The following is a 26003-nucleotide window of genomic DNA, read 5'->3' on the forward strand; positions in this document are numbered from 1 at the left end:
CCTTATGTCCCGGGCCGGTCGTCCGCCCCGGATTCCTGGGCCACTCGCAGGCCCGGATGCTCCGGCGGCAGGGACTTGTACAGCACCCAGCCGCTCACCGCGACCGTCGCCGCCACCAGCGGCCAGGAGAGCACGGTGCGCGCGATGCCGAGCACGACCACCTGCCCGGCCCACCACAGCAGGCCGTAGACCACCACGCGCAGCAGGTACTGCAGCACCCACACCCAGCTCGCCCACGAGTAGGCGCGCAGCAGCGCAGGGTCACGGCGCCAGCGGGTCTTCTGGCCGACCAGCAGTCCGACGATCACGCCGAGCAACGGCCAGCGCACCACGATGCTGGCCGCGAAGAGCAGCGCGCTCGCCGCGTTGGACAGCAGCTGAAGCAGGAAGAAGTCCTCCGCGCGCCCGGTGTGCAGCGCGATCAGCGCGGCGATCACCACCGCGGTGAGGCTCACCACCACCGCGCGCGCCTTGCCGCCGCGCACCACGCGATAGCCGCCCAGCAGCACCGCGACGCCGATCGCGACGCCGGCGCCCCACGCGATCGAACGCCCGGAAGCGAGCCAGCCGACCACGAAGGCGGCCGGCGGGATGCTCGCGTCGATCGCCCCGCGCCGGCCGCCCAGGATCTGCGTGAGCGATTCACGCGCTGGCGTCGTCTCGTCGGTCACATTCACAGCCTGCCGGATCTCGGCCGGAGCCTCCCGGCCGGGAGACCTTCACCACATCAGGTGTCCGATTCAGCCCCGTGCGAGCAGTTCACCGGGCTACCGAGTGGTGAAGTTCGCGTAATACGGGGGCGAATCGGACCGACAAAGGAAGAGACTGTGACTTCCAGCTGAATCAGGGGTGGCTTCCGGGAAGGATACGGGGACGTCCGACTGTTAGTTGGGGTGTACAACTACATGTCGGGGGCAGGCGCGGCATGACGGGAAGGGGAACCCAGCGTGTACGGAATCGACAGTTACGTGGCTATCGGTGACAGCTTCACCGAAGGCCTCAACGACGGACTGCCGGACGGCTCCTTCAGGGGCTGGGCGGATCGGCTCGCGGATGTCCTCTCCGGAGGTGAGCCGGGTTTCCAGTACGCCAACCTGGCCCTGCGCGGCAAGATGCTCGACGAGATCATCGACGAGCAGCTGCCGATCGCGCTGGAGCTGAAGCCCGACCTGGTCACCCTGTGCGCCGGCGGCAACGACATCATCGTGCCGGGCGCGGACGTCGACGCCGTGGCCGCCCGCCTCGAAGCCGGCGTGGCGAGGCTGCGCGCGGCCGGCATCCCGGTGGTCATCTTCAACGGCCCCGACACCAAGTCCCTGTCCGTGATGAGCGTGCTCCGCGGCAAGGTCGGCATCTACAACGCGCACCTGTGGGCGATCGCGGAGCGCCACGGCGCGAAGATGGTCGACCTGTGGGCGATGGAGCCGCTGCACGACCGCCGTGCCTGGAGCGACGACCGGCTGCACTTCACGCCCGATGCGCACCGCCGCATCGCGCTGCACACCGCCGAGGTGCTGGGCGTGCCCGTGGACGAGGACTGGCGCGTGCCGTACCCGGCGAGCACCGAGCCGGCCACCTGGATCACCTCCCGCCGGTCCGACCTCACCTGGACCAAGATGCACCTGCTGCCGTGGATCCGCCGCCAGCTCAAGGGCGAGTCCATGGGTGACGGACTGTCACCGAAGCGGCCGCAGCTGTCGCCGCTGGTGCAAGCGGAGGCCGCCGCGCTGGAAATCGAGGTCCACAACTTCCGCGACAACGCCGCCGCGTCCTGACGCTGCGTTCCCTGCTCCCGCCCCAGCACCTCGGCTTGAAGCGGAGCCACCCGAACGGCGGCCACGACCAGGTCGCCAAGGTGCGTCCACCGGCCTATGGTCCCTTTATGTCCGGTGCACGCGGCTGGCTCCGCCTGATCCCCCTCGCGGTGGTCGTGACGGCCCTGCTCGCGGGGCTGGCGACGTGGGTGAGCGGGTCCGGCATCGAGTCCGGCCTGGGCGAGCGGTCACGCTCCGCGCTCACCGCGGCCGGGATCACCGGCGGTGACGTGACGTTCTCCGGCCGCGAAGCGACGTTGTCCGGCTTCCCCGCGGAGCAGGCCGGCCGCGCGCTCGGCATCGTCCAGGGAGTGGACGGGGTCCAGTCGGCGCAGGTTTCCGGCGGCGGCACACCGTCCACGCCCGCGCCGTCGCCGAGCAGCGCGCCGTCCACCACCGCCCCGCCGCCGAGCCCGTCCACGCCGCCGACCACACCGTCCGCGCCGCCGACGGACCGCGCCGGTGTGCAGGACGAGCTGGACAAGCAGCTGGCCAGCACCCCCGTGACGTTCAAGCCGGACAGCGCGCAGCTCACCGACGACGGTCAGCAGGCCGCGCGCGGAATCGCGAAGCTGCTTTCGGCCGCGCCGGACAACCTTCGCTACCGCATCACCGGGCACGTCGCCGACGGCCCGGGCGGGCGAGCCGCCGCGCTCCGGCTCGCCCAGAGCCGCGCGCGGACCGTCGTGCGGCTGCTCACGGACGAGGGCGTCCCGGCGGACCGGCTCCTCGCCCACGGCACCAGCGTGACCGCGCCGGGCGCCGGCGGCTCCGGCGACAGCGACCGGCGCGTCGAGATCACAGTCGAAGAGAGGTGACGGCGGATGCTCTGGCTCTTCGGGCAGATCTGGCTCTGGTTGCTCGTCGCGTTCCTGCTCGGGGCCGCGGTGATGTGGCTGCTGATGCGCGCGACGCGGCCGAAACCGTTGGCGGAGCACGAATTCGACGAGTACGACGAGGCGGATGAGGAACCGCTCGACGTGCCGGCGCCGCTGGAGGCCGAGCGGACGCAGTACATCCCGGTCGGCCGTTACGAGCACGAGGACCACCCGCAGCCCGAGCGCGTTTACAACGACTACCCCGAGGTCGACCCGGACGAGCCCTACGAGCCGGAGGACCACGCCGAGGGCCGGCTACCGGAGCCCGAAGCGCGGCTGTCGGGTGATCTCGGCTGGCCCGCCGCGGCGGAGACCGACGCCGAGACGACCGGCGAGTGGCTGCGGACGGACCAGCCCTCACCACGGCAGCCTGGGCGCGGTGGCTGACACCCACCTGGTAAGTTCGGCTACGCACTGTGAGCGGGAGCCGGCGAGCCCCGGACGAGGTCAGGAGGTCCGATGGCGCTCCCGCACTGGACGCCGCAGAACCTGCTGCCGCCGGGCCGTCACCCCGCGGACCTGGCCGATGTCTACGAGCGGCTGGTCTTCGACGCGCCGTACCAGAACGAGCGCGAGATCCTGTTCAGCGCGCTCAACAGCTACCTCGGTGTCGCCCGTCGGGTGATCTCGTCCGGGCGCGCGTGGGTCAGCGGCGCGTTCGTGACGCGGACGACGCCGCACCCGCCGCAGGGCCTCGACGTGGTGCTGATCCCGGACGAGTGGGGCGCGCTCAAGCGGCTCGACGACCACGGGCGCACCGCGTTGTACGGCCTGCTCACCCTGCGCGGCATCATCGTCGGGCAGCCCGCGATGTACCTCGACCAGGTGCAGCCGGTCGGCGGCATGCTCGACGGCTTCCTGTGCCGCCCGGGCGACGAGGACGTGTGGGAGGCCGTGTGGGCCGACGGCGGCAAGGGGTTCCCGGAGATGGTCTGGTGAGGAACGAGTTCCGCCGCATCGCCGACGAGGTCCCCGGCGGCACCTGGCTCGACGACCTGGCGCGTGCGTCCGCGATGGCGGCCAACGCGAAGTTCGAGCGGACCTCGCGCTCGCCGCTGCTGCACGTCTCGGTGATCGGCGAGACGCACATAGACGCGTACACCTTTTCCGACATCAGCCGCGCATTGCAGGACGCGACGGCGAAGATCGGCCACATCATCCGCAATCCGTCCAATGAGGTCACCTTCGTCCAGCAGGCCGACCGGGACAAGGCGCCGCTGATCCAGCGCGGCCAGGCGGGCAACGCGATCTTCTTCGGCTTCCCCGAGCCGGCGCTCGACGACGCGTTGATCCACGACGGGATCGAGACGCTGTCCGAGCGCGCGGTCAAGGAGCTGTGCGACTTCCTCCCGGCGAACGGCTCCGACGATGGCGCGCTCGACGCCGTGCTGCTGCAGCGCGACACGGTCCGCAACGCGGTGAGCGACGTGGTCAACGCGGTCAGCAAACACGCGGGCATCGGCATGGCGCTCACGCCGACGGCGGGCGAGCAGCTGACGCGCAGCATGACCACGGAACAGGCGCGGGTACTGCAAGGCAGCCTGCGTGAATCACGCGAGGCCGTCGGCTACGAGACGGTGAGCGGACGGCTCGACGGCGTCCGCACGCGGCGGCGGATCTTCTACCTGGAGCGCGAGTCCGGCGGGACGATCCAGGGCGCGGTGGCGCCGGACCTGCTGGACCAGATCAAGGAGAACCTCGACCGCCCGGTGACGGCGCGGCTGCGCGTGGTCCGCACGACCACCATCGACGGCCGGCGCGGGCGCCCCGTGCACGAGCTGCTGGAGATCACGCCGGAAGTGAACCTCTTCGATCATTGATTGGCCCCGCCGCCATTCACCACCGTGAATTCCGCGGGGATTTCGCCTGCCCTGCGTGCACCCTATTTTGATCATGGCGGAATATCCTTTTCGGACAGGTTCCAGCAGGTCATCGCGGGCTCGCGGCGCCAGTAAATGACCGGAGTCCGGCCAAAGCGGTGAAATGCTGACGTTTTCCAGTATGTAACGATTTCGTCTACCGCCACACTTTTGGGTTAACGTCGTCGCACTTCAACCCGAAGGGCCCCACGCATGACGTCCGACCCCCGGTACCCGCCTGCCCCCGCACGCCACGGCCGCCCGCCCGCGCCCGTCTCCGTCACGCAGCGCCGCGCGCCGGCCAGACCCAAGCTGAACTTCTACGCCGTGATCGCGCTGGTGTGCGGTCTCGCGGCGATTCTTGTGGCCTTCATGCCGGACTACAGCTACCTCGTGTGGCCGCTGGCCGGTGTCGGACTGATCCTCTCGATCGTCGGCCTGGTGCTGGCCGGCCGCGACGTCGTGCGGGGCCGCGGTCTCGCCGTGCTCGGCCTGCTGGTGTCGGTGGCCGCGGCCCTGCTGTCCGGCGTGATGCTGCTGTTCCCGTCGGCCTTCGGCGCGGTCGGCGCGAGCGAGCTGCACCTGCCGCCGGTCTCCGGCGACAGGCATTCGGTCGACTACGTGGTCACTTCGGCGGGCGGCGCGACCGTCCGCTACGGCACGCTGAACGACCAGCGCACCGACGAGGCTCCCCCGAGCACCGACCAGTGGCACGGCAAGGCCTCCTACAACGGTGGCGCGCCGATCCTGTCCCTCACCGCCGACAGCTCGAACGCGGGCGTCAGCAACCAGATCAGCTGCGCCATCGTGGTCGACGGGAAAACCGTCGCGGAGAACAGCGGCACGACCATCGCGCTGTGCACGGCCAACGTGGGCTGAAACCCTGTCCGAGACGAACACCCGCGGCCTGGCGGCCGGCCGGCCTACCCCCATTTCGGCCGGCCAACCGCCACCGAACCGCTCCTGGCGGCTCTTCCGGCCCCGGCCGCGGACGGTCGCGGGGCCGCGGTGCCGGCTTCTCTGTCTGCCCCTCCCCTAGGGCTCCGCCGGCACCGGACGGACCCTACGCGGGCCCGTTCCGATCACGCTAAGAAACCACTAAGGATGCCCAGCCAGGGTATGGACCACCTGCGCAAACACACGTGAAACTGATTCAACCACCTCTTGCGCAGACCGTGCCTCGGGGCTAAACCGCGGCCACGGCGAAGTAGTGGTCGAGCTCGAGGTCGGCGAGCAGGCCGGGCAATTCCGGCGTCCAGTCCAGCAGCTTCCGGGTGCGGGCACTGGACGTGGGGTTGTCGGCCCCGACCACCGCGGCGAGGAAGCCGAAGTGCTCCGGCGCGGTCTCGTCGGCGATGGGGGCGACGGGCACGCCGAGACGACGTCCGATGACCTCGGCGATCTGCCGCAGCGGGACGCCCTCGTCGTCCACCGCGTGCAGCCGCGAGCCGGCCGGGGCCGATTCCAGCGCCAGCCGGTAAAGCCGGGCGGCGTCCGTGGTCTGGACGGCGGGCCAGCGGTTGGCGCCGTCGCCGAGGTAGCCGGAAATGCCCTTCGCGCGGGCGGTTTCGACCAGCATCTTGACGAAGCCGTGGTGGTCCAGCGGGCCGTGCACGGTCGGCGGGAGCCGGACGATCGAGGACCGGACGCCGCGCTCAGCCAGCCCGATCACGGTGTTCTCCGACTCGATCCTCGGCCCCGACTCGAGCGTGTCCTCCTCCGTGATGGCCCGCCCCAGCCCGGCAGCGGCGAGCATGGCCGTGCCCGATGTGGTCACCAACGGCTTTCCGGTGCCGGCCAGTGCTTCGCCCAAGACCTGCACCACGGTCAGGTCGTCTTTGATCGCGGTCTCGTAGTCGCCGCTCATCATGGCTTCGTGTTTGAAGGCGAGGTGGACGACGCCGTCGGCCGCCGAAGCGGCTTCGCGCAAGCCTTCGAGGTCGTCCAGGTCGCCGCGGCGCACCTCGGCGCCGAGCGCCTTGACCTTGGCCGCAGACGCGTCCGACCGCGCCAGGCCCACGACCTCGTGCCCGGCCGAGACGAGTTCGGCGACCACGGCCGAGCCGACGTGACCGGACGAGCCGGTGATGAAAACCCGCATGAGAACTCCTCCTGGGAAACCGGGCCGCCGGTGGAGCGGCCCAGCCAGATGATGACACCTGGTGCCATGACTATAACACCGGACGACACCGGGTGCCATCACCTAGAATGAGGACATGGGCCGATGGGAACCGAACGCACGTGAGCGACTGGAGCTGGCCGCGCTCGAGCTGTTCCGCGAGCGCGGTTACGACGGCACCACCGTCGCGGAGATCGCCGAGCGCGCGGGCCTGACCAAGCGGAGCTTCTTCCGGCACTTCGCCGACAAGCGGGAGCTGCTGTTCAGCGGCCAGGAGCAGCTCACCCGGTTGATCGCCGACACGATCGCCGGCGCACCCGCGTCCGCGACCCCGCTCGAAGCGATCACCGCCGCGCTGATGGCCCTCGACCCGGTCTTCGACGACGAGCGGCGCCCGCTGGCCCGGGAGCGCCAGGCGATCATCGTGGACAACCTCGAGCTGCGGGAACGGGAGCTGCTCAAGAGCACCGTGCTGACCACGGCCATGGCCGAAGCCCTCCGCGAACGCGGCGACTCGGAACCCGTCGCGAACCTCGCCGCCGAATTCGGCGGCCTCGCCCTGCACATCGCCTTCACCCGCTGGGTCGAGCCGGACGCCAAGCAGGACTACGCGAAACTCGCCCAGCAGGCCGTCGACGAGCTGCGCGCCACCGCCGCCGAACTCGGCTGAACCCCTAGGCCCTCGTGAGTGTTCATGCCGGTTAGAACCGTCATAGGCACTCACGAGGCCTAGTCCAGCTCGGCGGCCTCCGCCCGCAGGTCCGAGACCCGGCCCGGGTTCGTCCACTCGTACAGCCCCAAAGCGAGCGCGTACTGCTCCCGCGCCGCGTCCACATCGCCCCCGGCCCGCAGGATCCGCGCGAGCGTGACGCGCAGGACGCCTTCCTGCAGTTCGAGTTGACGCGCCGTCGCCAGCTCGACGCCTTCGCGCGTGTAGCGCTCGGCCGCCTCCCGATCACCGGCGCGCAGGTGCAGTTCGGCGAGATTGTTCAACGACACCACGGCATAACTGTCGTCGCCCAGCTCGCGGTCGATCTCCAGCGAGCCCAGCTGGTGGGTGATCGCGTCCTGGACGCGGCCGGCCCGCTTCTCCGTCTCGGCGCAGTTCGCCAGCGCCTGCCCGCGCAGCTCGAGGTCGCCGGTCCGCTCGGTCTCCGCGACCGCCTCGCGCAGCCGCTCGATGGCCTCATCATGGTGCGACAGCAGGGAAAGCGCGCTGCCGAGGTGGATGTTCGCCGACGTCACCAGCCGCTTGTCGCCCAGCCCGCCGGCCAGGTCTAGGGCGCGCTCGGCGTCGGCGAGGCAGCCCTGCGGCAGCTCGAACGTCAACGCGATGGCACAGCGGGAGATCAGCATCCAGCACTGCCCGAGCACCTCGCCCGCGGCCTCGGCGGCGGCCAGCCCGAGGTCGACCAGGCGGTTCCAGTCGTCGAACAGCGGGTGCACCACGCGGTAGGTGTGCGCGACCCGCGCCAGCCGCCAGACGTCGGAGTACCGCGCGGCGGTGTACGCGGCGTCGAGCACCGCCAGCAGGTTCGGCCACTCGGCGGCAAACCAGTCCTGCGCCTCGTCGTAGGTCCGCAACGGCGGCAGCGCCTCGGCCGGCAGCGCGCCGGTGAAGTCGAGCGAGTCGACGATCCGCAGCATCCGGCGCCGGGCCGTGTCCGACGCGACCTGGTAGTAGCGCACGGCATTGGCCAGCACGCCCGCGTGCTCCTCAGTGTCCAATTCGGACTGCGCCAGCTCCCACAGGTACAGCCGGACGAGATCGTGCGGGACGAAGACGTCGCGCGCGGTCTCGGCGAGCAGGTTGTGCGTCGCGAGCGTCCGCAGCGCGCGCCGCGCCTGCGCGACGGGGATCCCGGCCACCGCGGCCATCAGGTGCGGGCCCACCGCCTCGCCCGGCAGGGCGCCGAGCCACAGCAGCAGCCGGGCCAGGTCCGGGGGCAGGCCGCGGAACGAGACGTCGAACGCCGCCCGCACGCCGTCGTCCGCACCGTCCACCTGGAGCGCGGCGAGGCGGGTGCGCTCGTTGAACAGCTCGTCGACCAGGTCCTTGCGGGTCCACTGTGGACTGGACGACAGCCGAGCGCCGGCGATCCGCAACGCCAGCGGCAGGTAACCGCAGAGCCGGGCGAGCGCGTGGTTCAGGTCGAAGTCGCCTGGGCCGGCCAGCTCCTCGATCACGCGCACGGCGTCCTCGGGCGCGAGCGTGCCCAGCACCCGCAGCCGCGCGGCGTTCGAAACGGCCAGGCCCTCCAGCCGCGAGCGGCTCGTCACCACGGTCATCGACCGCGAGCTGGGCGGCAGCAGCGGGCGGACCTGCTCGGCCGTGCGCGCGTCGTCGAGCAGCACGAGCATCCGCCGTCCGGCGATCAGCGACCGGTACAGCGCGACGCGTTCGTGCAGTTGCTCCGGCACCTCACTCGCCGCCACGCCGAGGCCGAGCAGGAACTGGGTCAGCAGGTCCGCGGGTGCCAGCGGCGCTTCGTGCGGGTCGAAACCGCGCAGCGACGCGAACAGCACGCCGTCCGGAAAGCGCTTCGCCACGCGGTGCGCCCACCACACGACCAGCGCGCTCTTGCCTACCCCGGCCGTCCCGGAGACGACGGCGACGGTGCTCTCGGTGGTCTCGGCCAGCCGGTCGAGCCAGGCCAGCTCCTCGTCGCGGCCGGCCAGCGCCGGCAGTGCGGCGGGCAGCTGTGAAGGCGCTTTCCCTGGCTCGGCCGGGCCCGGCGCGGCGACGCTGGGCGCACCCAGATCGTCGTTCAGCACCCGTTCGTGCAGCCAGCGCAGCTCGCTGCCGGGCTCGACGCCGAGCGTGCGCAGGGTGGCCCGGGAGACGGTGCGGTACAGCTCGAGCGCGTCGCCGCGGCGGCCCGCGAGGTAGAGCGCGCGCATGAGCTGGCCCGCGGTGCGCTCGGCCAGCGGGTCGGCGCGGACGATCGGGCTCAGCTCGACGATCAGCTCGTTGTGCCGGCTCAGCTCCAGGTCGGCGTCGACCCGGGCGCCGTGCACGGCCAGGCGGAGGTCCTCGAGTTCGGGCGCCAGCACGGAATCCGGCACACCGGACAACGCGGGCCCTTGCCACAGCGCGAGCGCCTCCGCGAGCAGCGCCGAGGCCCGCTCCGGCGGCTCCAGCGTGGCGCGATCCAGCAGCATCCGCGCTCGCTGCGCGTCGATCCGCTCCGGCTCGATCGCGAGCCGGTACCCGGGCGGGCTGGTGAGGATCTCCGCGACCGGGCCGTCCGGCATGTCACGCAGCACGCGGCGCAGGTGCGAGACGTTGCCGTGCACGATGGTCCGCGCAGTGGCCGGCGGGTCGTGGCCCCACAGCGCGTCGATGATCTCTTCCAGCGGCACGACCTTGCCGACCTTCAGCGCCAGCAGCGCGAGCAGGCCCCGGACCCCGGGACCGCCGATGGCCACGGCCTGGGCGCCGTCCAGCAGGCGCACCGGCCCGAGCAGCTCGACGCGCGCGCCGGCTCCGTTTTCGGCCATGCTCCCGCGCACCTCCCCGGGCTGATCCGGCGCCTGTCGGCCAAAAACGTCAACCTACCGTGATCACGAGCTGACAGATACAGCTCTTTAGTGAACGATCGCCGCCCGGCAACCGCTGATTGGCCGCTGTTTCACCGTCGGTACGCCAAGTTCGGCAGCTCGACTTGGGGATTACCCCGAATGTCGTAACGCGGGACGGGATTCGGCGCAGGAACCCGTAATCCGGAAACGCCGGAAAAGTCCGGGAAAAACGAATCCGGCCCCGCACCATCAGTCCCGAACTGATGGTGCGGGGCCGGACTCGGTGACGTCGGCCAGGCCGCCAGGGGGCGCGGTCCACCCGACTTCGCGCTGTCCCGGCCAGGCGGGGGGCTCACCCCGAGCTTGAATCCCGGACGGCCGTGGACAACTGCTCCGCGGCGGCCTTCCAGGGCCGCTGCGGAGTGGCAAGACGGTAACAGGGCGCGTTTCCCCGGCTACTGCCGACCCGCCGCGGCGCGGTGGTAAGAAGCATCACCGTTTGAGCGGCGTGCTGTCCCGGCCCGCGATGAACGCCGGCCGGGGCGCGCTCGCCGCGAACGGCTCCTGCAGCTCGTTCTCGACACTGTTGAAGACCAGGAAGATGTTCGACCGCGGATACGGCGTGATGTTGTTCGACGAGCCGTGCATGATGTTCGAGTCGAACCAGAGTGCCGAACCCGCCGCGCCGGTGAACTGCTCGATGCCGTATTCGGCCGCCATCTTCATGATGTCGTCCTCGGCCGGCACCCCGACGCGCTGGTCCTTCAGCGAAGCCTTGTAGTTGTTCTCCGGCGTCTCGCCCGCGCATTGCACGAATGTGCGCTGCGAGCCCGGCATGACCATGAGACCACCGTTGTACGGGTAATTGTCGGTCAGCGCGATGGAGCAGCTGACCGCGCGCGGCGACGGCATGCCGTCCTCCGCGTGCCACGTCTCGAAGTCCGAGTGCCAGTAGAACCCCGTGCCCTTGAACCCGGGCATGTAGTTCACCCGGCTCTGGTGGATGTACACCTCGGACCCGAGGATCTGCCGCGCGCGGTCCAGCACCCGGGGGTCGTGGACCAGCTCGCGGATCAGGTCGGACAGCACGTGCACGTCGAAGACCGACCGGACCTCGCCGGTCCTGGCCTCGGTGATCACCCGCTCGTCGTCGCGCAGCTCCTCGTCGGAGGAGAGGCGCACGAGCTCCTGCCAGTACGTCTGGACCTCACCGGGCGAGAGCAGGCCTTCGTCGACGGTGTAGCCCGTGACCTCGTGATGGGCCAGCGTGGCGGCGTCGATCGGGCCGTCTGCCTCGGTACCCCACACCGTGGGGTGTACGCGCGGAAGCTGCTCCGGCGTACCGGTGATCCGGGTCGGGTAGCCGTCCTCGACCCGGGTGTCCATCAGCGTCACAGTGGCTCGCCTCCTGATCTTCTGTCGTTATCTCTCTGAAGTGGTGGTGGTGACGGCAGTCGCGCCCGGGAAGGCTCAGGCGGGGTCTTCGGTGACCAGCGGGTACACGCCGTTCTCGTCGTGCACCTCCCGGCCGGTCACCGGCGGGTTGAACACGCACACGCACTTGATCTCGGTCTTCGGCCGGACCTGGTGCTTGTCGTGGTCGTTCAGGAGGTAGAGGGTGCCCGGCTTGAGCGGGTAGACCTCACCGGTCGCCAGGTCCTCGATCTCGCCCTCACCGGAGGTGATGAACACGGCCTCGATGTGGTTGGCGTACCAGAAGTCGTTCACGGTGCCCGCGTAGAGCGTGGTCTCGTGCACCGAGAACCCCACGCCCTCCTTGGCCAGGATGATGCGCTTGCTGCGCCAGTTCGGGGTCTTGATGTCGGCGTCGGTGTCGGTGACCTCGTCGAGGGTGCGGACCAGCACTGGCGGCTCCTATCTTGTTCCGTCCTGCTTGTTACTTGTTCAGGACCGTGGCGATGGACTCGTCGATGATCGACAGCCCCTGGGTCAGCTCATCGTCGGTCAGGGTCAGCGGCGGCAGCAACTTCATCACTTCGCCGTTCGGGCCGGAGGTCTCCATCAGCAGGCCGCGCTCGAACGCGGCCTTGCACACCGCGCCGGCCAGGTCGCCGTCGGCGAACTCGATGCCGCGGGCCAGGCCGCGGCCCTTGGCGAACAGGTCCGCCTCCGGGTACGCCTCGACGATGTCCTTGAAGGCGGCGGCAATGCGCTCACCCTTGGCCTTGGTCGACTTCTCCAGCTCGTCGTCGCTCCAGTAGGTGCGCAGCGACTCGGTGGCGGTGACGAACGCGGGGCTGATGCCGCGGAAGGTGCCGTTGTGCTCGCCCGGCTCCCAGACGTCCAGCTCTGGCTTGATCAGCGTCAGCGCCATCGGGATGCCGTAGCCGCTGATGGACTTCGACAGGCAGACCATGTCCGGCTTGATCCCGGCGTCCTCGAAGCTGAAGAACGCGCCGGTGCGGCCGCAGCCCATCTGCACGTCGTCGAGGATCAGCAGGATGCCGTGGCGCTCGCACAGCTCGGACAGCCCGCGCAGCCAGTCGAGGCGCGCGGCGTTGATGCCGCCCTCGCCCTGCACCCCCTCGACGATCACCGCGGCGGGCTCGTTCAGGCCGCTGCCGGAGTCTTCGAGCAGCTTCTCGAAGTACATGAAGTCCGGCATCGCGCCGTCGAAGTAGCGGTCGTACGGCATCGGCGTGGCGTGCACGAGCGGGACCCCCGCGCCGCCGCGCTTCATCGAGTTGCCGGTCACCGAAAGCGCGCCCAGGGTCATGCCGTGGAACGCGTTGGTGAAGTTGATGACCGACTCCTTGCCGGTCACCTTGCGGGCCAGCTTCAGCGCGGCCTCCACGGCGTTCGCGCCGCCGGGGCCGGGGAAGACGACCTTGTAGTCCAGTGCCCGGGGACCGAGGATCTTCTCCTTGAAGGTCTCCAGGAAGTCCCGCTTCGCCACGGTGAACATGTCCAGCGCGTGCGTGACGCCGTCGCGCTGGATGTAGTCGATCAGCGCGGCCTTGAGCTTCGGGTTGTTGTGCCCGTAGTTCAGCGCGCCGGCGCCGGCGAAGAAGTCGAGGTACGGCTTGCCGTCCTCGTCGTACAGCCAGCTTCCCTGGGCGCGGTCGAAGACCACCGGCCAGCCGCGACTGTAACTGCGTACTTCCGATTCGAGCTCTTCGAAGATGCTCATGACGTTTCCTTGCTCCTACTCGCCCCGAAAAATACGGATTATTGGCGGGTCAGCGGTCCGATGCGGTAAAGGTCCTCGGGCTCGTGCCCGCCTTCACCGTCTTCCGGGAAATCTCCGGCCTCGAACAAGCGGCTGCTCTCCAGGTCCGTGTTCCACCGCTTCGCAAAGGAAGCGAACAGCCGGATGGAGGCCTCGTTGTCGGGTGTGATCGTGGTTTCCAGGTAGCGGACCCCGTTGTCCACCAAACGCTCGAAGAGCCGGTCGAGCAGCTGCCCGGCCAGGCCCTTCCCGCGCTGAGACGAGTCGACGGCCACCTGCCACACGAGTGCGGCCTCGGGTTCCGCCGGCTTCCGGTAGGCGATGACAAATCCCACCGCCTCGCCATCGACGCGGGCGACCACCGAACTCTGCGCGAAATCGCGGCACCAGACGAGGTACGCGTACGGCGAGTTGAGATCGAGCTTCTGCGAATCGCGTGCGATTCGCCAGAGGGCGGCGCCATCGGCCTTGGTCGGGGATTCGATCAAGTGCTTTCCGGACATACCAAGGAAACGTAACAGAGAATTTTCTTGCCGCCAGCGACGCGACTCACGCCCACCCCTGTTACCAGGGGGAACGCGAGTACCCCGGTGAGGAGCCCCACAAACACGTTTGTCCCGGAGCCGGTCGGGGTATGACGTGCGACTGGACCGCTCACCGAGGTGGGCGGCCTCGAGCGGCTCCGCTTGTTCCCGACCATGAACCCAAAAGCGCCACACCGCAAGGCGAGTGACGGACCGGGCTGGTCACACGGCGCGTCGGCAATGCCACGGCCTGCAAGATTCCCCAGTAGAAACCGGCTTTTTCAGTTCAGCGGCGACGACGGCGCCAGGCGGCGACCGGGGTCCAGAGCGCGGGCAGCAGGAGCAGCAGGACCACGGCGAGCCACCACACCGGCGCCTCGCCGCGGCGCCAGCCCGCGACGACGTCGCCGAGCCAGCCGAACAGCGGGTGCGCGAGCGGCGGGAGGAACGCGGCGAACAGCAACGCGGCCACCACCAGCACACCCAGCAGCGTCAGCACCATCCGCCACGTGCGGCGCAGCGAGAGCAGGCTCACCACCAGGAACACGAGTGCGCCCGCGGCCAGCGGCAGGCCCACCCACTGGAGCACGGCACCGCCCTTGCCGCCGAGGACCAGCCCGGCCAGCACGGTGACCACGGCCGCCAGCAGGTTCCACGGGCGGCCGAGCCGGGTCGCGCCCAGCGTGACCCACCACGCGCTGCGGCCGGTGAGCTGGGCGAACTTCGCCGCCGGCTGCAAGGACGACGGCACCCGCGTGGCCCCCGCCGCGGCGTTGAGGCCTGCCGCGCCCGCCTTGACCAGCGTCTTCGTCAGCAGCGTCGTACCGCGCTCCTGCTCGAACCGCTCGGCGGAAACCTGGCAGGCCTGGAAAACCCGCTGGGTCACGACGTCGTCGGCTGGTTGGGCCTGGTCCGGGAACGCGGTGGCGACCACGGTGCGGAAGTTCTCGGACGGCTTCCCATTACCCTCCACGGCGTCCGCCTCGGCCTGCTCGCCGACGACCGGCAGCTCCTCCCGTGCGATCTGCGCCTGCCGCGCCCGCGCCAGCACCATCGACGTCACCGGAAGGCTGGCGGGCAGCCGATCTGCGAACGCGACGTCGCCCAGCTGCGCGTCAAGGCCCAGGAACGCCAGCTCCTCACCGAGCTGGGTGAGCAGCGACGACAGCTCGTCGGCGGGCCCGTTGTCCGCGGCGTCCGGCAGCCGCCAGCCGATCGCCTTGAACGTGTCGCGCACCTGCCCGCGGAACGCTTCGGCGCCGATGACGCCCTGCAACGACTTCAGCCGCCTGGGATCCAGCAGACACTGCATCAGCCAGCCCGCGCCGTCGACCCGGCCCCACATCCAGTCGCTGGCCCGCCACGACGATTTGTAGAACGCGCCGAAGTAGTCGGCCTGCATCCCGGTGAGCTTGTCCCAGCTGCGCTGCCGGCCCAGGTCGAGCAGCGTGCGGGTGTCCGCGCTGACCTGCACCAGGTCCACCCGCTGGTCCACCGACGGCGGCTGGGCGAGCAGCCCGCGGGTCGCCATGTGCAGCAGGAGCAGGCGGGATCGCAACAGGCCGTCGTCTGCCGGAGCTGTCGGCTCGCCGGCCTCCGGGACTTCGGCCAGTCCGAACCAGCCGAGCAGCGTGGTGACGATCTCGGACGCGTCCTTCGCCGGGTCGGTGGCGAGCGATCGCAGCACCGGTGCGGCGGCGCGCAAGGCGGCCGTCACCATCGGCCACGCCTGCAACAACGCTTCCGTGGCGCCCAGTTTCGCCCATTCCTGCGCCAGCCCGCCGATCCACGGTGACAGCGACGTGCCCCGCGCGGGCGGCTCGTGCCGGGCCACCCAAGCCGAGATCCGCACGCCACGGGCGGCGGTGCGGCGGGCCTTGTGCAGGTGCGCGCGGGCCTCGTTGAGCTGCGCCGCCCGCGCCGCGTCCGGTCCCAGCCGGAAACCGGCGTTGACCAGCTGCAACCCGGTGGCGACGGCGTCGTCGAGCGCCGTCGAACGGTAGGCCGCGAGCTGTTCGACGGTGCACGAGCCCGGCGGCGGGTCCACCGCCATGCCGTTCTTCAGCCCGGCCGCGGCAATGTCCCGCAATCCCTCGGACATGCCGGACGCCCACTCCGCGGTACCGGCATCCACACTGTCCATATCGGACAGTGCGTACCGTCGTACGGCCGAGCGCACCAGCTCCGCCGCGTCGTCGGCGACCCGACGGTCGAGGTACGCGGCCATCACCCGGTGGTCCACCAGGTCGCCGCCCCGAAGTCCCAGCGCGGCAAGGGAAACCCGGGTGTCGCGGGCGCGGGAGACGGCGTCGTTGTGCCGGGTCAGCTCGTCCAGCTCGGAGCTGATCGTCTGGTTCATCACCGTCGAGACGACCTTGGCCAGCGCCGCGCCGAACAGAGGCGGGTTCGCCGGGTCGCACGGGAGCGCGGTGGTCTCGACCTCCGTCGTCGGCACGACGTAGAGCAGCAGCCGCCGGACGTCGGACGCGGACGGGCGCTCGAAGATCTCCTGCAACGCCGGCCGCAGCGGCTTGTTGACCAGCACCCCGCCGTCGGTGAGCCAGTGCGAGCGGGTCAGCTCGGTGTAGTCGGTCATGTCCGGGTGCAGCCGGTCGGTGCCAGCGGTACCGATCGGCATCCGCGACAGCTCGAACGCGCCGGGGAACGACGCGGTGGACCGCGCCGCCAGGGCCAGCGGGCCGTGCACCCGGTTGTTCCACAGTGGACCGTCGAAGCGGAACAGCATGCGGTGCTCGCTGTCGCGGATCATGTTGCCGAGCGCGTCGTCGTACCGCGTGGTCTCGCCGTCGATCATGGTCCCGGTGAGCAGCACGGTGACGTCCGGCGGCTCCGTGGGCACCACGCCGCAGTCGGTGATGCTGTGCAGCGCGCGCTCCAGGTCGCCGAGCAGCACGCGGTCGCCGTCGAGCAGCGAGCGCGGCTGCTGTTCAGCAGGGTCGCGGATGAGGTTGTCCATCGAGCCGGTGCTGATCCAGGTGTCCCGCAGCACCGCGGGGGTCGCGCGGTAGGCCTCCGCCAGGCCGAGGCACGCCGCGTTGATGCCGCCCGCGCTGGTTCCGGTGAGCACGTCGAGGCAGACGCTCGCGTGCAGCAGGTCGAGCAGTTTCCGGTAGCCGCCTTCGGCATCCGGCGTGCGTGACGCGTGCAGCAGCGCCGAAACCTCGGTCGCCACCCCGCCCATCCAGACGGCCAGGCTCGCGCCGCCGACCATCGTCATCGCCAGCCGGATCTCCTGCGGCCATGCCGAGGGCACCCTGGTCATGCCGGGGATTGTCCCGGCCGGGCCGGGGCCGCCACAAGGCTCAGGTAGCCAGTTGTTCCAGGATCAACACCTGGGCTTCACCGACGGCGAAGCCCAGCACCGCGCCGGTCGCGATCAGAATCCACTCGTCCTGCTGGAAAGCCGGGCGCAGCAGCTGCTCGAACTCCTCCGGCGAGAGCTCCTTCATCTTGTCCACCAGCACGTTGCGGATGTCCATCGCGTCGGTGGCGTAGTCCTCGATGTAGCGCATCGTCTCCGGCAGCCGGGTCATGATCTGCCCGGCGATGGAGAGTTTCATGTCCTGGTAACGACGGCTGCCGATGGCGAACACCAGCAGCGGCTTGGCGACGTTCGCCGCGCGGCCGAGTTCGGCGTCCAGCTGCCGTTGGATCAGCGCGAGCACGCGGTCGGAAAGCGGGCCGCGCAAAACGGCCTCGATGACGTTGTGCGGCGTGATGATCTCCTTCGCGATCAGCTCGCCGTACGCCTCGGCCACCTCCGCGCGCCGCTTGAGGAACAGGCCCTGCCACTGCACGCCGAAGTACCGCTTCGGCTCCAGCGGGTAGAAGATCATCCGCAGCGCCAGCCAATCGGTGAACCAGCCGGTGAACAGGCCGAACACCGGCATGATCGGCGGGAACTTGAACAGCACCCAGGCGATCATCTGGATCACGCCGATCACCCCGCCGAAGACCAGCCCGGCCCGCGCGATGAACTTGAACTCCTCCGCGCCCGCCTCCTGGAAGATGCGGTTGAGCAGGCGCTTGTCCTTCACCAGGCTGGTGACGACCATGCCCTTGAGGTCGAACACACTGTCCACATCGGACTTGATCAGCTCCAGCACGGCCTTGACCATGTGCGGCGACTCGGCCTGCACGCGCTGGATCACCAGCCGCTGCACGCCCACCGGCAGCGACTCCCACAGCCCCGGCTGGTAGTGCCCGGCGACCTCGCGCACGATGTCCTCGACGGCCGCGAGCAGCGGTTTCTCGATCTCGCGGGCGATCCGGCCCGCGTCCAGCCGGGCCACCACCTCGGACGGCTGCAGCAGCTGCTCGGTCATCGTGTCGCAGGCGATGCTCGCCATCCGCGCGGCGCGCTTGGGCACGATGCCCTGCCAGCCGAGGAACGGCTTGATGCCGATGAACTCCACCGGCTGGAACATCATCCGGATGGCCACGAGCTTGGTGCCGTAACCGATCAGCGCGGCGACCACCGGGATCGAGACGTACAGCGGCCAGTGCCGGGCGAAGTCGTCGAAGATGCCGGTGAGGAAGGCGCCCATCTAGCCGAGGCTCGGGTCGCAGGCCTGCCAGAACTGCGCGCCGAGGCGGGAGATGTGCACGGTCCGGCGGATCACCTTGATCCGCTTGGCCTGCTTCTCCACCTCGCGCACGGCCTCGTCGGTCAGCAGGATCTCGTACTGCGTCTCGAGCGAGGGCACCTCCTCGTCCAGCTCGACCAGGCCGAGCCCGATCAGCCGGGTCAGGTACCCGGGCACCTGATCGGGCAGCGAGACCCCGGCCGACTTGCCGACGGTGGAGGCGTTGCGCAGCAGGATCCGCCCGGTGCCGCCGATGGACGTGCGCTCCGCGACGTCGACGGCCGGGAACGGCGAGCCGTCCGACAGCGCGGAAAGGATGCGCGCCTCGTCGGGCGTCAGCTGGCGCAGGATGATCGCGTACAGGTACTCGCGGGCCCGGTCGCGCCCGAAGCCGATGGAGTGGTTCAGCAGCTCGGCCATCGCAGCGCGCAGCGGCTCGACGTGATCGCGCGCGGGCACCAGCGTCACGCTCGCTTCGACCACCCGCGGGTTGCCGTCGTTGCGGTTCATCGCGGACGCCGCGGCGAGCGCCGCGTGGTACGGGTCGTCGACCTCGTCGAGTCGGCGTCGCAGCTCGCCCAGCAGGGTCCGCTCGACCTGGCGGATGCCGCGCTCGGCGGTGTCGATCCCCGGCAGCTTCCGGCTGAACTGGAAGCCGGTGCGCGCGGCCCAGCCGGCCAGCTGCCCGGCCCGGCGCGCCAGGTCCGCGACGTCGTTCGGTCGCTGGTTGTCCACGGGCGGCCTCCCCTCTGTGCTCGCGCTGATGCTACCTGCGAGTAGGCCGAACAGCCCTGTGACGGTTGGCTCCCGCGTGCTGTTTGGATGGCGCCCATGACCGCGACGCACTGGGGACCGCCGATCGACGTCCTGCCGCTGCTCGCGCGGGAGGAGCAGGCCCTGGTCGGCCTGCTCACCGGGCTCGACGGCGGGCAGTGGTCCGCGCCCACGGCGTGCGCCGGCTGGACCGTGCACGACCTCGTCGCCCACATCCTCGGCGACAAGCTCGGCCGCCTCTCCCGCGACCGCGACGGCTACCACGTCGACGAGCCGCGTCCGGGCGAGGCTTTCCCGGCTTTTCTGGACCGCATCAACGGCGAGTGGGTGCTGGCTCTGCGCCGGCTTTCGCCCGAGGTGCTGTTCGCGATGCTGGTGGACAGCACCTCGCAGCTGACCGATCTGTGGAAGCGGCTCGATCTGGACGAGCTGGGCGGGCCGGTGAGCTGGGCGGGCCCCGGGCCGGCGCCGATCTGGCTGGACGCGGCGCGGGAGTACACGGAGTACTGGGTGCATCAGCAGCAGATCCGCGAGGCCGTGGGTGCGGCGCCGCTCGACGAGCCGGAGTTCCGCGCGCCGGTGATGGACACGTTCATGCGCGCCCTGCCGTTCACCCTGCGCTCAGTGACCGCCCGCGCCGGCCGCCAGGTGGGCTACACCCTGACCGGCCCGTCCGGCGGCCGCTGGACCGCGCGTTCGACCGGCACCGGCTGGACCGTGGACCGCGGCGCGCCCACTTCACGCTCGCCGCTCGCGTCGGTGACCACGGACCCGGACACGTTCTGGCGGCTCTGCACCCGCGCGGTGAAGCCCGCGGACGTCGCGTCGAAGATCGAGGTCAGCGGCGACGAAAGCGTTTGCGCGACGGTGCTCGGGATGGTGTCGATCATCGTCTCCTGACCCCGCCCCAATGTGGCGTTGGTTGCGCTCAACGCACGCCACATTGGGGCGCTTGGGGCGAGCGGTCAGCGGCGACGCGGGTGCCGAGCCTGCTTGCGCAGCTGCAGGATCCGCGCGCCGCCGATCAGGGCGACCAGCGCGGCGCCGGCGATCACGGCGAACAGCATCGCCACGGCGAGCGGCATGCTGCCCTGGGCGCCGAGGAAGTGCACCGTCGCCGTGTCGAGGTTCTGCAGGATGAAGATCAGCAGGAACGCCAGCACGACGATCGCCACGATCACCGCGATCCAGGTGCCGCTGACCCGCGTCCGTTTGATCTTCGCGGGTTTGGCGGCGGACGGCCGGGACGGCACCGGGCGCACTTCCTCCGGACCGGGGCGGACGTCGCCGGCCCGGCCTTCGGCGGGCTCGAGCGCACCCGGAACCTCGACCGGCGGTGCTTCGGGGACTTCGGGACTCGCGGCACCAGTGGGATTGTCGCCTCGCGCGTGGGACATGGGTCGATTGTCCGCCTCCACGAGCACATACGCTGCCGCTAGACCCCTAATGGGTGAGTTCGGTGTCCCGCAGAACCCGCAGCGTGTTGCGGCCCGCGAGCTTCGCGCACTCCTCGTCGCTCCAGCCGCGCTCCATCAGCGCGGCGAACAGCACCGGGTACTTCGAAACGTCCTCGAGCCCATCGGGCAGCGTGCCGACCCCGTCGTAGTCGCCGCCGAGGCCGATGTGGTCGATGCCCGCGACCTCACGCGCGTGCTCGACGTGCGCGACGACGTCCGCCACGGTCGCGGCCGGCTTCGGCGGCGCGTCCCAGGTCTCGGCGAACCGGCCGCGCTGGCCGAGGTCGAGGAAGTTCTGGCCGGCCGCGGCCATGGCGGCCTTGAGCTGGTCGTCCCACGCCGTCACCGCGGCGGAGATGAAGCCGGGCACGAAGGTGATCATCGCGACGCCGCCGTTCGCGGGCAGCTGCGAAAGCACGTCGTCGGGGATGTTGCGCGGGTGGTCGTTGATCGCGATACACGAGGAGTGGCTGAAGATCACCGGCGCGCTGGACACCTTCAGTGCGTCCCGCATCGTGCTCGGCGCGACGTGCGAAAGGTCCACGAGCATGCCGATCCGGTTCATCTCCCGCACGACCTCGCGACCGAACTCGGTGAGCCCGCCGTGCACCGGCTCGTCGGTCCCCGAGTCGGCCCAGGTGGTGTTGAGGTTGTGCGTCAACGTCATGTACCGGACGCCGAGCCGGCGCAGGCTCCGCAGCACGCCGAGCGATTCCGCGATGCTGTGACCGCCCTCCGCGCCGAGCAGCGACGCGATTCGCCCGTCGGCGAAGGCGGCCTCGGCCTCGGCCGCCGTGTCCACCAGCCGCAGCCGGTCCGGGTACCGCTCGGCCAGCTGGTGCACCAGCTCGACCTGCTCCAGCACGGCCGTCACGGCACTGTCGCCCTCGAACTGGCACGGCACGTACACCGACCAGAACTGCAGCCCGAGCTTCCCCTCCGCCAGCTTGGGAAAGTCGGTCTGCAACGACGGCTGCCGCACGGCCAGGTCGAGCGCCGCAGCCGCCTCGACCGGGTTCGGCCCGGCCTGGCTCCGCAGCTCCCAGGCCAGGTCGTTGTGACCGTCGGCCAGGATCGTGGTGTCCAGCAGGTTTGTCGCACGCTCGAGCGCCCCGGAAGTCATGCCTTTGACCCTAGACGTCCGGGCTGCAGGAGATTGTGCTGCGGCCGGGCATTGGGCTTGAGCATCCGCACGCCGTCTTCCAGCCAGTACGCGGTGAATCCGGCGACCGCCGCGGCGAACCCGACGGCGGCCGCGAACGCCGACAGCACGGCCAGACCGGCGGTGCCGAGCAGGACCGGATCCGGACCGAACGCGCCGAACACGGCCAGCCCGAGGACCACGAGCCCGGCACCGCAGAGTCCCAGCCAGCGACGCCGCAGCCGGACGGTGTGCGTGACGCTGTACAGGCGGACCCGGACACGCTGCCCGCACAGCTCGCAAGCCACGGTGTGCGCGCTGCTGCCGCTGTCCGGGCGCTGCAGGGGAAGCCGGAAAGTGCGGTAGGTGAATTTGGCGACCGAACCGGTGAGGCGTTGCTCGCTGGTCCGGTCGATCAGGTGCCCCAGCATCCGATCGGGCCGGGCGGTGAGTGTTCTGGCCACGTACGGCTCCTCAATCGGCTTCGACCCGGCCGAGCTTATGAGCAAGGCCCGGGAGCCCTCCCAGCCTCTCTCGCGCGCAAGAAATATTCCGGTGAGACGGTGCGGTACCGTGGCCGCGTGACCCCTGATCCGAACACGGACGACGACGAGGTCGTGACCTGGTGGGGCCTGGTGATCGAGGGCTATCTCGCCACGCAGGACAAGCTCATGGGCGAGATCGCGGACCGGTTCGGGCTGGCGCCGGCGTCGTTCGACATCCTGTTGCGCCTGGTGCGCTCCCCCGAGCACCGGATGCCGATGACCCGCCTGGCCACCGAGGCCGCCCTGTCCAGCGGCGGCTTCACGAAGGTGGCCGACCGCCTGGTCGCCGCGGACCTGATCTGCCGCGTGCCCAGCCCGGACGACCGCCGCGTCACGTTCGCCTCGCTCACCGACCACGGCCTCGACGTCGCCGATCGCGCGCGGACCGCCTGCGCGGAAATCCTGCGGCGCATCGTCCTGACCCCGCTCGGCGACGACGCGCCGGCACTCGCGGAAGCCATGCGCACGCTGCGCTCGGTCAACAGCTGAACCAGCTCGTGAGTGTTCATGACGGTTAGAACCGGCATAAACACTCACGAGTCCTTGGGTGCTCACGGATAACTGAAGCCTTCCGACGTCAACCGCCGGCGAAGGGCAGCCAAGCAGCGGCGCCGGAGCACCGAAAGGCTGCCCGGCGCGATCCCCAGCGCGGCGGCCAGCTCGCACGGCGAGAGTTCCGGCCGGAAGGCCAGCAGAACCAGCAGGTGACGGTGGCGTGCCGGCAGGCAATCGACCGCACGCCACAGCGCCGTGTCCCGTTCCGCCGCCAAAAACGCCGCTTCCGGCGACGCCACGGGCGGGCGGTCCAACGCCGCGGCCCGCGCCCGGCGGGCGACGGCACGGGCCGCATGACGGCGGGCGACCGTGGTCAGCCAGCCACCGATACGGGTCTGGTCACGCAGCGGCGGCGGCCGTCGCAGGAAGTCGACCCACGCGGACTGGCAGGCGTCCTCCGCGTCGCCCCGCAGACCCGGATCGGCGGCGAGTACCCGGACGACCAGCGCCGAGAGTCTTCGGTGATCGGTCACGGAGCGGTCCCTTCGTTGCCGTGTCACCGGATGCAGACGCCACCCATCCCGCCGCCGATCCCGGTAAAAGGGACAAACGCCAGAATGGGTGAATTACCGGATTCCCGGTATCAACCGCATCGCATTGCCCGACAGCACGCCCTCCAGCACGTCCTCGGGCAGCCCCAGATCGGCCACCGCGCGCACGTTCACCGCGGTACCGGGAACGCCCGGCCAGTCCGTGCCGAAGATCCACTTGCGCGCGAGCCGCACCAGGTCGAAGCGGGCGTAGTACTCCGGGAGCTTTTTCGGCGGCAGCCCGGCCAGGTCCAGCCACACGTTCGGCCGGGACTGGGCCATGAAGGCGGCGACGTCGTACCACCAGCCACGGCCGCCGTGCGCGAAGACGAAGTTCACCGTCGGGAAGTCCTCCACGACGTCCGAAAGCAGCAGTGGATCGCCGAAACTCGCCCGGGCGCCCGGAAACACCGAGAGTCCGGAGTGGAGGATCACCGGCACGCCACGCGCCGCGCACAGCTCGTACACCGGGTAAAGCTCTTTGTCCGCCGGGGAAAACGCACCGTGCACCGGGTGGATCTTCAACGCCACCGCGCCGAGGTCGAGCTGGCGCGCCACTTCGTCGCGCAACGGGTGGTGCAGGTGCGGGTTCACGTTCGCCACCAGGCGGAAGCGCTCGGGATTGTGCGCCACCAGCGGGAGGTTGTCCTCGATCGGCTGAATGCCGGTCGCGCGCGGGCTGTACTCGCAGAACAGCAGCACGCGGTCGACGCCCTCGGCCTCCATCAGCTCGTCCATGGCCGCGGGGATCACCGCGCCGTCCTCGTCGTAGACCGTGCGCCACGGGTACGAGCCGGCGAAGTCGCGGGCCCAGTCCAGCCAGGCCGGTTTCAGCGTGGGCAGGCGCGGGGTGTGGACGTGGGCGTCGACCACGAAACGACCGTCGATCATGCCGGCCAGTCGATCACGGCTGGGGCTCCGGCACGAGCAGCGACTCGCGGACCAGCTCGCGGATCACGTTCCGGCGGACCTTGCCGGTGGCCGTTTTCGGCAGCTCGGCCAGCTCCACCACGCCGCGCGGCCGTTTGAACGCCGCCAGCCCGGCCCGGCAGAACTCGATCAGCTCTTCCGCGTCCACTTTCTGTTGCGGCGCCGCGACCACGCACGCCACCGGCTTGTCCAGTCCGTCGGCATCCGGCGCCGAAACCACCGCCACCTCGGCGACGGCGGGGTGCTCCAGCAGCCGTTCCTCCACTTCGGACGGTGACACCCAGATCCCGCCCGCCTTCAGCATGTCGCCGAAGCGGCCGAGGCAGGTGTACGTGCCGTCCTCGTTGCGCACGTAGCTGTCGCCGGTGCGCAGCCATTCGCCCTGGAACACGTACTTCGTGGCCTCGTAACGCGTCCAGTAGCCGGTCGCCGTGGACGGGCCGGAGACGAACAGCTCACCCGGCTGCCCGGCGGCCTCGATCAGCTCCCCCGCCTCGTCACGCAGCTGCACCTGGTACCCGGGCACGGCGGTGCCCGTGCTGCCCGGCCGGATCGCGCCGGGGCGGTTGGACAGGAAGATGTGCAACGCCTCGGTGGACCCGATCCCGTCCAGGATCTCCACGCCGAAGCGGTCGCGGAACCGCGTGAAAATGGCCGCCGGCAACGGTTCCCCGGCCGAAACGGCGTACCGCACCGAGGCGAACGAGTCGTCCGGGACATCGCTGGCCAGCAGCGCGGCGAAGAACGTCGGGACCCCGAAGAACAACGTCGGCTTGTCGGCTTTCGCGCGGGCCGAGAACAAGGCGGGCGTCGGACGCGAGGGCTCCAGCAGCGTCGTCGCGCCGGCGGCGAGCGGGAAGAACGCCGAATTCCCCAGCCCGTACGCGAAAAACAGCTTCGGCACGGACAGGAACCGGTCGTCCGACGTGGTCGCGAGGATGTCCTTGGCGTAGGTCTCGCACACCGCGCGGATGCTCGCGTGCCGGTGCATCGCGCCCTTCGGCTGCCCGGTGGTGCCCGAGGTGTACAGCCACAGCGCCGGCGAATCTTCCGACGTGCGTACGGGAGCGAGCCCACCATCGTCCACAGTGGTCACTTCGGTCCAGTGGTGCGCGCGGACGCCCGCCGGGAACTGCCCCGGGGCCGCCCGGTCGAGCAGCACGTCGGTCACCTCGGGCGCGATCCCCAGCGCCGCCACCGCCTGCCCGGCGAACTCGCCGGACACCGCGAGCACCCGCGCCCGCGAGTCGGCCAGCACCCGGCCCAGCTCCAGCCCGGTGACCATGGTGGACACCGGCACCGCGACGGCGCCCGCGAGCATCGCGCCGAGGATCCCGGTGAGCAGCTCGACGTCGTCGACCATGCAGAGCATCACCCGCTCCTCCGGCCGCACGCCCAGCGACCGCAGCCCGGACGCGACCCGGTGGGCCTCCGCCGTCAGCTCGGCGTAACTGAGCGTCCGCCGCGCGGAGACGACCGCGGGCGCCTCGGGCCGGCCCGCGCCCAGCAGGTACTCGGCGGCGTTGAACCCGCCGCTCGACGGAACCGTCATGGGCCC

General features: G+C 70.5%; 25 protein-coding genes. 9 read left to right on the forward strand and 16 right to left on the reverse strand.

Features of this window, described 5'->3' with window-relative positions:
• Positions 1–2: 2 nt before the first annotated feature.
• Complete coding sequence (locus OG371_RS11410) at positions 3–671, reverse strand: DUF3159 domain-containing protein (RefSeq protein WP_329068327.1); 669 nt, start codon at positions 669–671, stop codon at positions 3–5.
• Positions 672–947: 276 nt separating this feature from the next.
• Between OG371_RS11410 and OG371_RS11415 the strand changes: the two genes are divergently transcribed.
• The 6 genes from OG371_RS11415 to OG371_RS11440 all read left to right on the forward strand — a co-directional run bounded on the left by OG371_RS11415 (position 948) and on the right by OG371_RS11440 (position 5430).
• On the forward strand, positions 948–1775 hold the full coding sequence (locus OG371_RS11415) for an SGNH/GDSL hydrolase family protein (protein ID WP_329068329.1): 828 nt from the start codon (positions 948–950) through the stop codon (positions 1773–1775).
• Positions 1776–1882: 107 nt separating this feature from the next.
• Complete coding sequence (locus tag OG371_RS11420; RefSeq protein ID WP_329068331.1) at positions 1883–2632, forward strand: OmpA family protein; 750 nt, start codon at positions 1883–1885, stop codon at positions 2630–2632.
• A gap of 6 nt (positions 2633–2638) precedes the next feature.
• Positions 2639–3079 (forward strand): LapA family protein, encoded by a 441-nt coding sequence (locus OG371_RS11425; protein ID WP_329068333.1) that lies wholly within the window; start codon positions 2639–2641, stop codon positions 3077–3079.
• 72 nt (positions 3080–3151) lie between these two features.
• Positions 3152–3631 (forward strand): DUF6932 family protein, encoded by a 480-nt coding sequence (locus tag OG371_RS11430; RefSeq protein ID WP_091617251.1) that lies wholly within the window; start codon positions 3152–3154, stop codon positions 3629–3631.
• On the forward strand, positions 3628–4512 hold the full coding sequence (locus tag OG371_RS11435; RefSeq protein WP_328604759.1) for a hypothetical protein: 885 nt from the start codon (positions 3628–3630) through the stop codon (positions 4510–4512). The genes OG371_RS11430 and OG371_RS11435 overlap by 4 nt, the downstream gene beginning before the upstream one ends.
• Positions 4513–4764: 252 nt before the next feature.
• Complete coding sequence (locus OG371_RS11440; protein ID WP_329068338.1) at positions 4765–5430, forward strand: DUF4190 domain-containing protein; 666 nt, start codon at positions 4765–4767, stop codon at positions 5428–5430.
• Positions 5431–5737: 307 nt separating this feature from the next.
• Here OG371_RS11440 and OG371_RS11445 read toward each other — a convergent pair whose 3' ends face one another.
• Positions 5738–6652, reverse strand: a complete 915-nt coding sequence (locus OG371_RS11445; RefSeq protein WP_329068340.1) for an SDR family oxidoreductase — start codon at positions 6650–6652, stop codon at positions 5738–5740.
• 115 nt (positions 6653–6767) lie between these two features.
• Here OG371_RS11445 and OG371_RS11450 point away from each other — a divergent pair, with 115 nt between their 5' ends.
• Positions 6768–7340, forward strand: coding sequence for a TetR/AcrR family transcriptional regulator (locus OG371_RS11450; RefSeq protein WP_329068341.1), 573 nt, complete (start codon positions 6768–6770; stop codon positions 7338–7340).
• A gap of 59 nt (positions 7341–7399) precedes the next feature.
• Here the strand turns inward: OG371_RS11450 and OG371_RS11455 are convergent, their stop codons facing one another.
• From OG371_RS11455 to OG371_RS11490, 8 genes are all read right to left on the reverse strand, one after another.
• On the reverse strand, positions 7400–10171 hold the full coding sequence (locus OG371_RS11455; protein ID WP_329068343.1) for an AfsR/SARP family transcriptional regulator: 2772 nt from the start codon (positions 10169–10171) through the stop codon (positions 7400–7402).
• A gap of 513 nt (positions 10172–10684) precedes the next feature.
• On the reverse strand, positions 10685–11587 hold the full coding sequence (gene thpD / locus OG371_RS11460; RefSeq protein WP_329068346.1) for an ectoine hydroxylase: 903 nt from the start codon (positions 11585–11587) through the stop codon (positions 10685–10687).
• Between the two features lie 75 nt (positions 11588–11662).
• Complete coding sequence (locus tag OG371_RS11465) at positions 11663–12058, reverse strand: ectoine synthase (protein WP_329068348.1); 396 nt, start codon at positions 12056–12058, stop codon at positions 11663–11665.
• A gap of 31 nt (positions 12059–12089) precedes the next feature.
• Positions 12090–13343 carry a diaminobutyrate--2-oxoglutarate transaminase gene (gene ectB, locus OG371_RS11470; protein ID WP_329068350.1) on the reverse strand — a complete coding sequence of 418 codons (1254 nt, stop codon included), beginning with the start codon at positions 13341–13343 and terminating at the stop codon, positions 12090–12092.
• 38 nt (positions 13344–13381) lie between these two features.
• Entirely contained in the window at positions 13382–13885 is a 504-nt protein-coding gene (ectA, locus tag OG371_RS11475; protein WP_329068352.1) for a diaminobutyrate acetyltransferase, read from the reverse strand.
• Between the two features lie 307 nt (positions 13886–14192).
• Positions 14193–17189 (reverse strand): patatin-like protein, encoded by a 2997-nt coding sequence (locus OG371_RS11480; RefSeq protein ID WP_329068354.1) that lies wholly within the window; start codon positions 17187–17189, stop codon positions 14193–14195.
• Positions 17190–17229: 40 nt separating this feature from the next.
• On the reverse strand, positions 17230–18474 hold the full coding sequence (locus OG371_RS11485) for a DUF445 domain-containing protein (protein WP_329068356.1): 1245 nt from the start codon (positions 18472–18474) through the stop codon (positions 17230–17232).
• The gene (locus tag OG371_RS11490; RefSeq protein ID WP_329068357.1) at positions 18475–19248 is read right to left on the reverse strand and encodes an Abi-alpha family protein; all 774 of its coding nucleotides are present in this window, start codon (positions 19246–19248) and stop codon (positions 18475–18477) included.
• An 87-nt stretch (positions 19249–19335) separates the two neighbouring features.
• On the opposite strand from OG371_RS11490, the gene OG371_RS11495 reads away from it, so the two are divergent.
• Complete coding sequence (locus OG371_RS11495; protein ID WP_329068359.1) at positions 19336–20187, forward strand: maleylpyruvate isomerase family mycothiol-dependent enzyme; 852 nt, start codon at positions 19336–19338, stop codon at positions 20185–20187.
• A gap of 65 nt (positions 20188–20252) precedes the next feature.
• Here the strand turns inward: OG371_RS11495 and OG371_RS11500 are convergent, their stop codons facing one another.
• Genes OG371_RS11500 through OG371_RS11510 form a run of 3 tightly spaced genes read right to left on the reverse strand, consistent with a single transcriptional unit; the run spans position 20253 to position 22349 of the window.
• Positions 20253–20684 (reverse strand): LapA family protein, encoded by a 432-nt coding sequence (locus OG371_RS11500; protein ID WP_329068361.1) that lies wholly within the window; start codon positions 20682–20684, stop codon positions 20253–20255.
• A gap of 46 nt (positions 20685–20730) precedes the next feature.
• On the reverse strand, positions 20731–21867 hold the full coding sequence (locus OG371_RS11505; protein ID WP_329068363.1) for a dipeptidase: 1137 nt from the start codon (positions 21865–21867) through the stop codon (positions 20731–20733).
• Entirely contained in the window at positions 21864–22349 is a 486-nt protein-coding gene (locus OG371_RS11510) for a hypothetical protein (protein ID WP_329068365.1), read from the reverse strand. Before OG371_RS11510 ends, OG371_RS11505 begins: the two co-directional genes overlap by 4 nt.
• Positions 22350–22466: 117 nt before the next feature.
• Between OG371_RS11510 and OG371_RS11515 the strand changes: the two genes are divergently transcribed.
• Positions 22467–22919 carry a MarR family winged helix-turn-helix transcriptional regulator gene (locus tag OG371_RS11515; RefSeq protein WP_329068367.1) on the forward strand — a complete coding sequence of 151 codons (453 nt, stop codon included), beginning with the start codon at positions 22467–22469 and terminating at the stop codon, positions 22917–22919.
• 62 nt (positions 22920–22981) lie between these two features.
• Here OG371_RS11515 and OG371_RS11520 read toward each other — a convergent pair whose 3' ends face one another.
• The 3 genes from OG371_RS11520 to OG371_RS11530 form a co-directional block, all read right to left on the reverse strand.
• Positions 22982–23458 (reverse strand): RNA polymerase sigma factor, encoded by a 477-nt coding sequence (locus OG371_RS11520; RefSeq protein ID WP_329068369.1) that lies wholly within the window; start codon positions 23456–23458, stop codon positions 22982–22984.
• A gap of 93 nt (positions 23459–23551) precedes the next feature.
• On the reverse strand, positions 23552–24406 hold the full coding sequence (locus tag OG371_RS11525) for an amidohydrolase family protein (protein WP_329068372.1): 855 nt from the start codon (positions 24404–24406) through the stop codon (positions 23552–23554).
• Positions 24407–24419: 13 nt separating this feature from the next.
• Positions 24420–25997 carry a benzoate-CoA ligase family protein gene (locus tag OG371_RS11530; protein ID WP_329068374.1) on the reverse strand — a complete coding sequence of 526 codons (1578 nt, stop codon included), beginning with the start codon at positions 25995–25997 and terminating at the stop codon, positions 24420–24422.
• Between the last annotated feature and the right edge of the window lie 6 nt (positions 25998–26003).

It is taken from the genome of Amycolatopsis sp. NBC_01480 (assembly GCF_036227205.1).
GTDB lineage: Bacteria > Actinomycetota > Actinomycetes > Mycobacteriales > Pseudonocardiaceae > Amycolatopsis.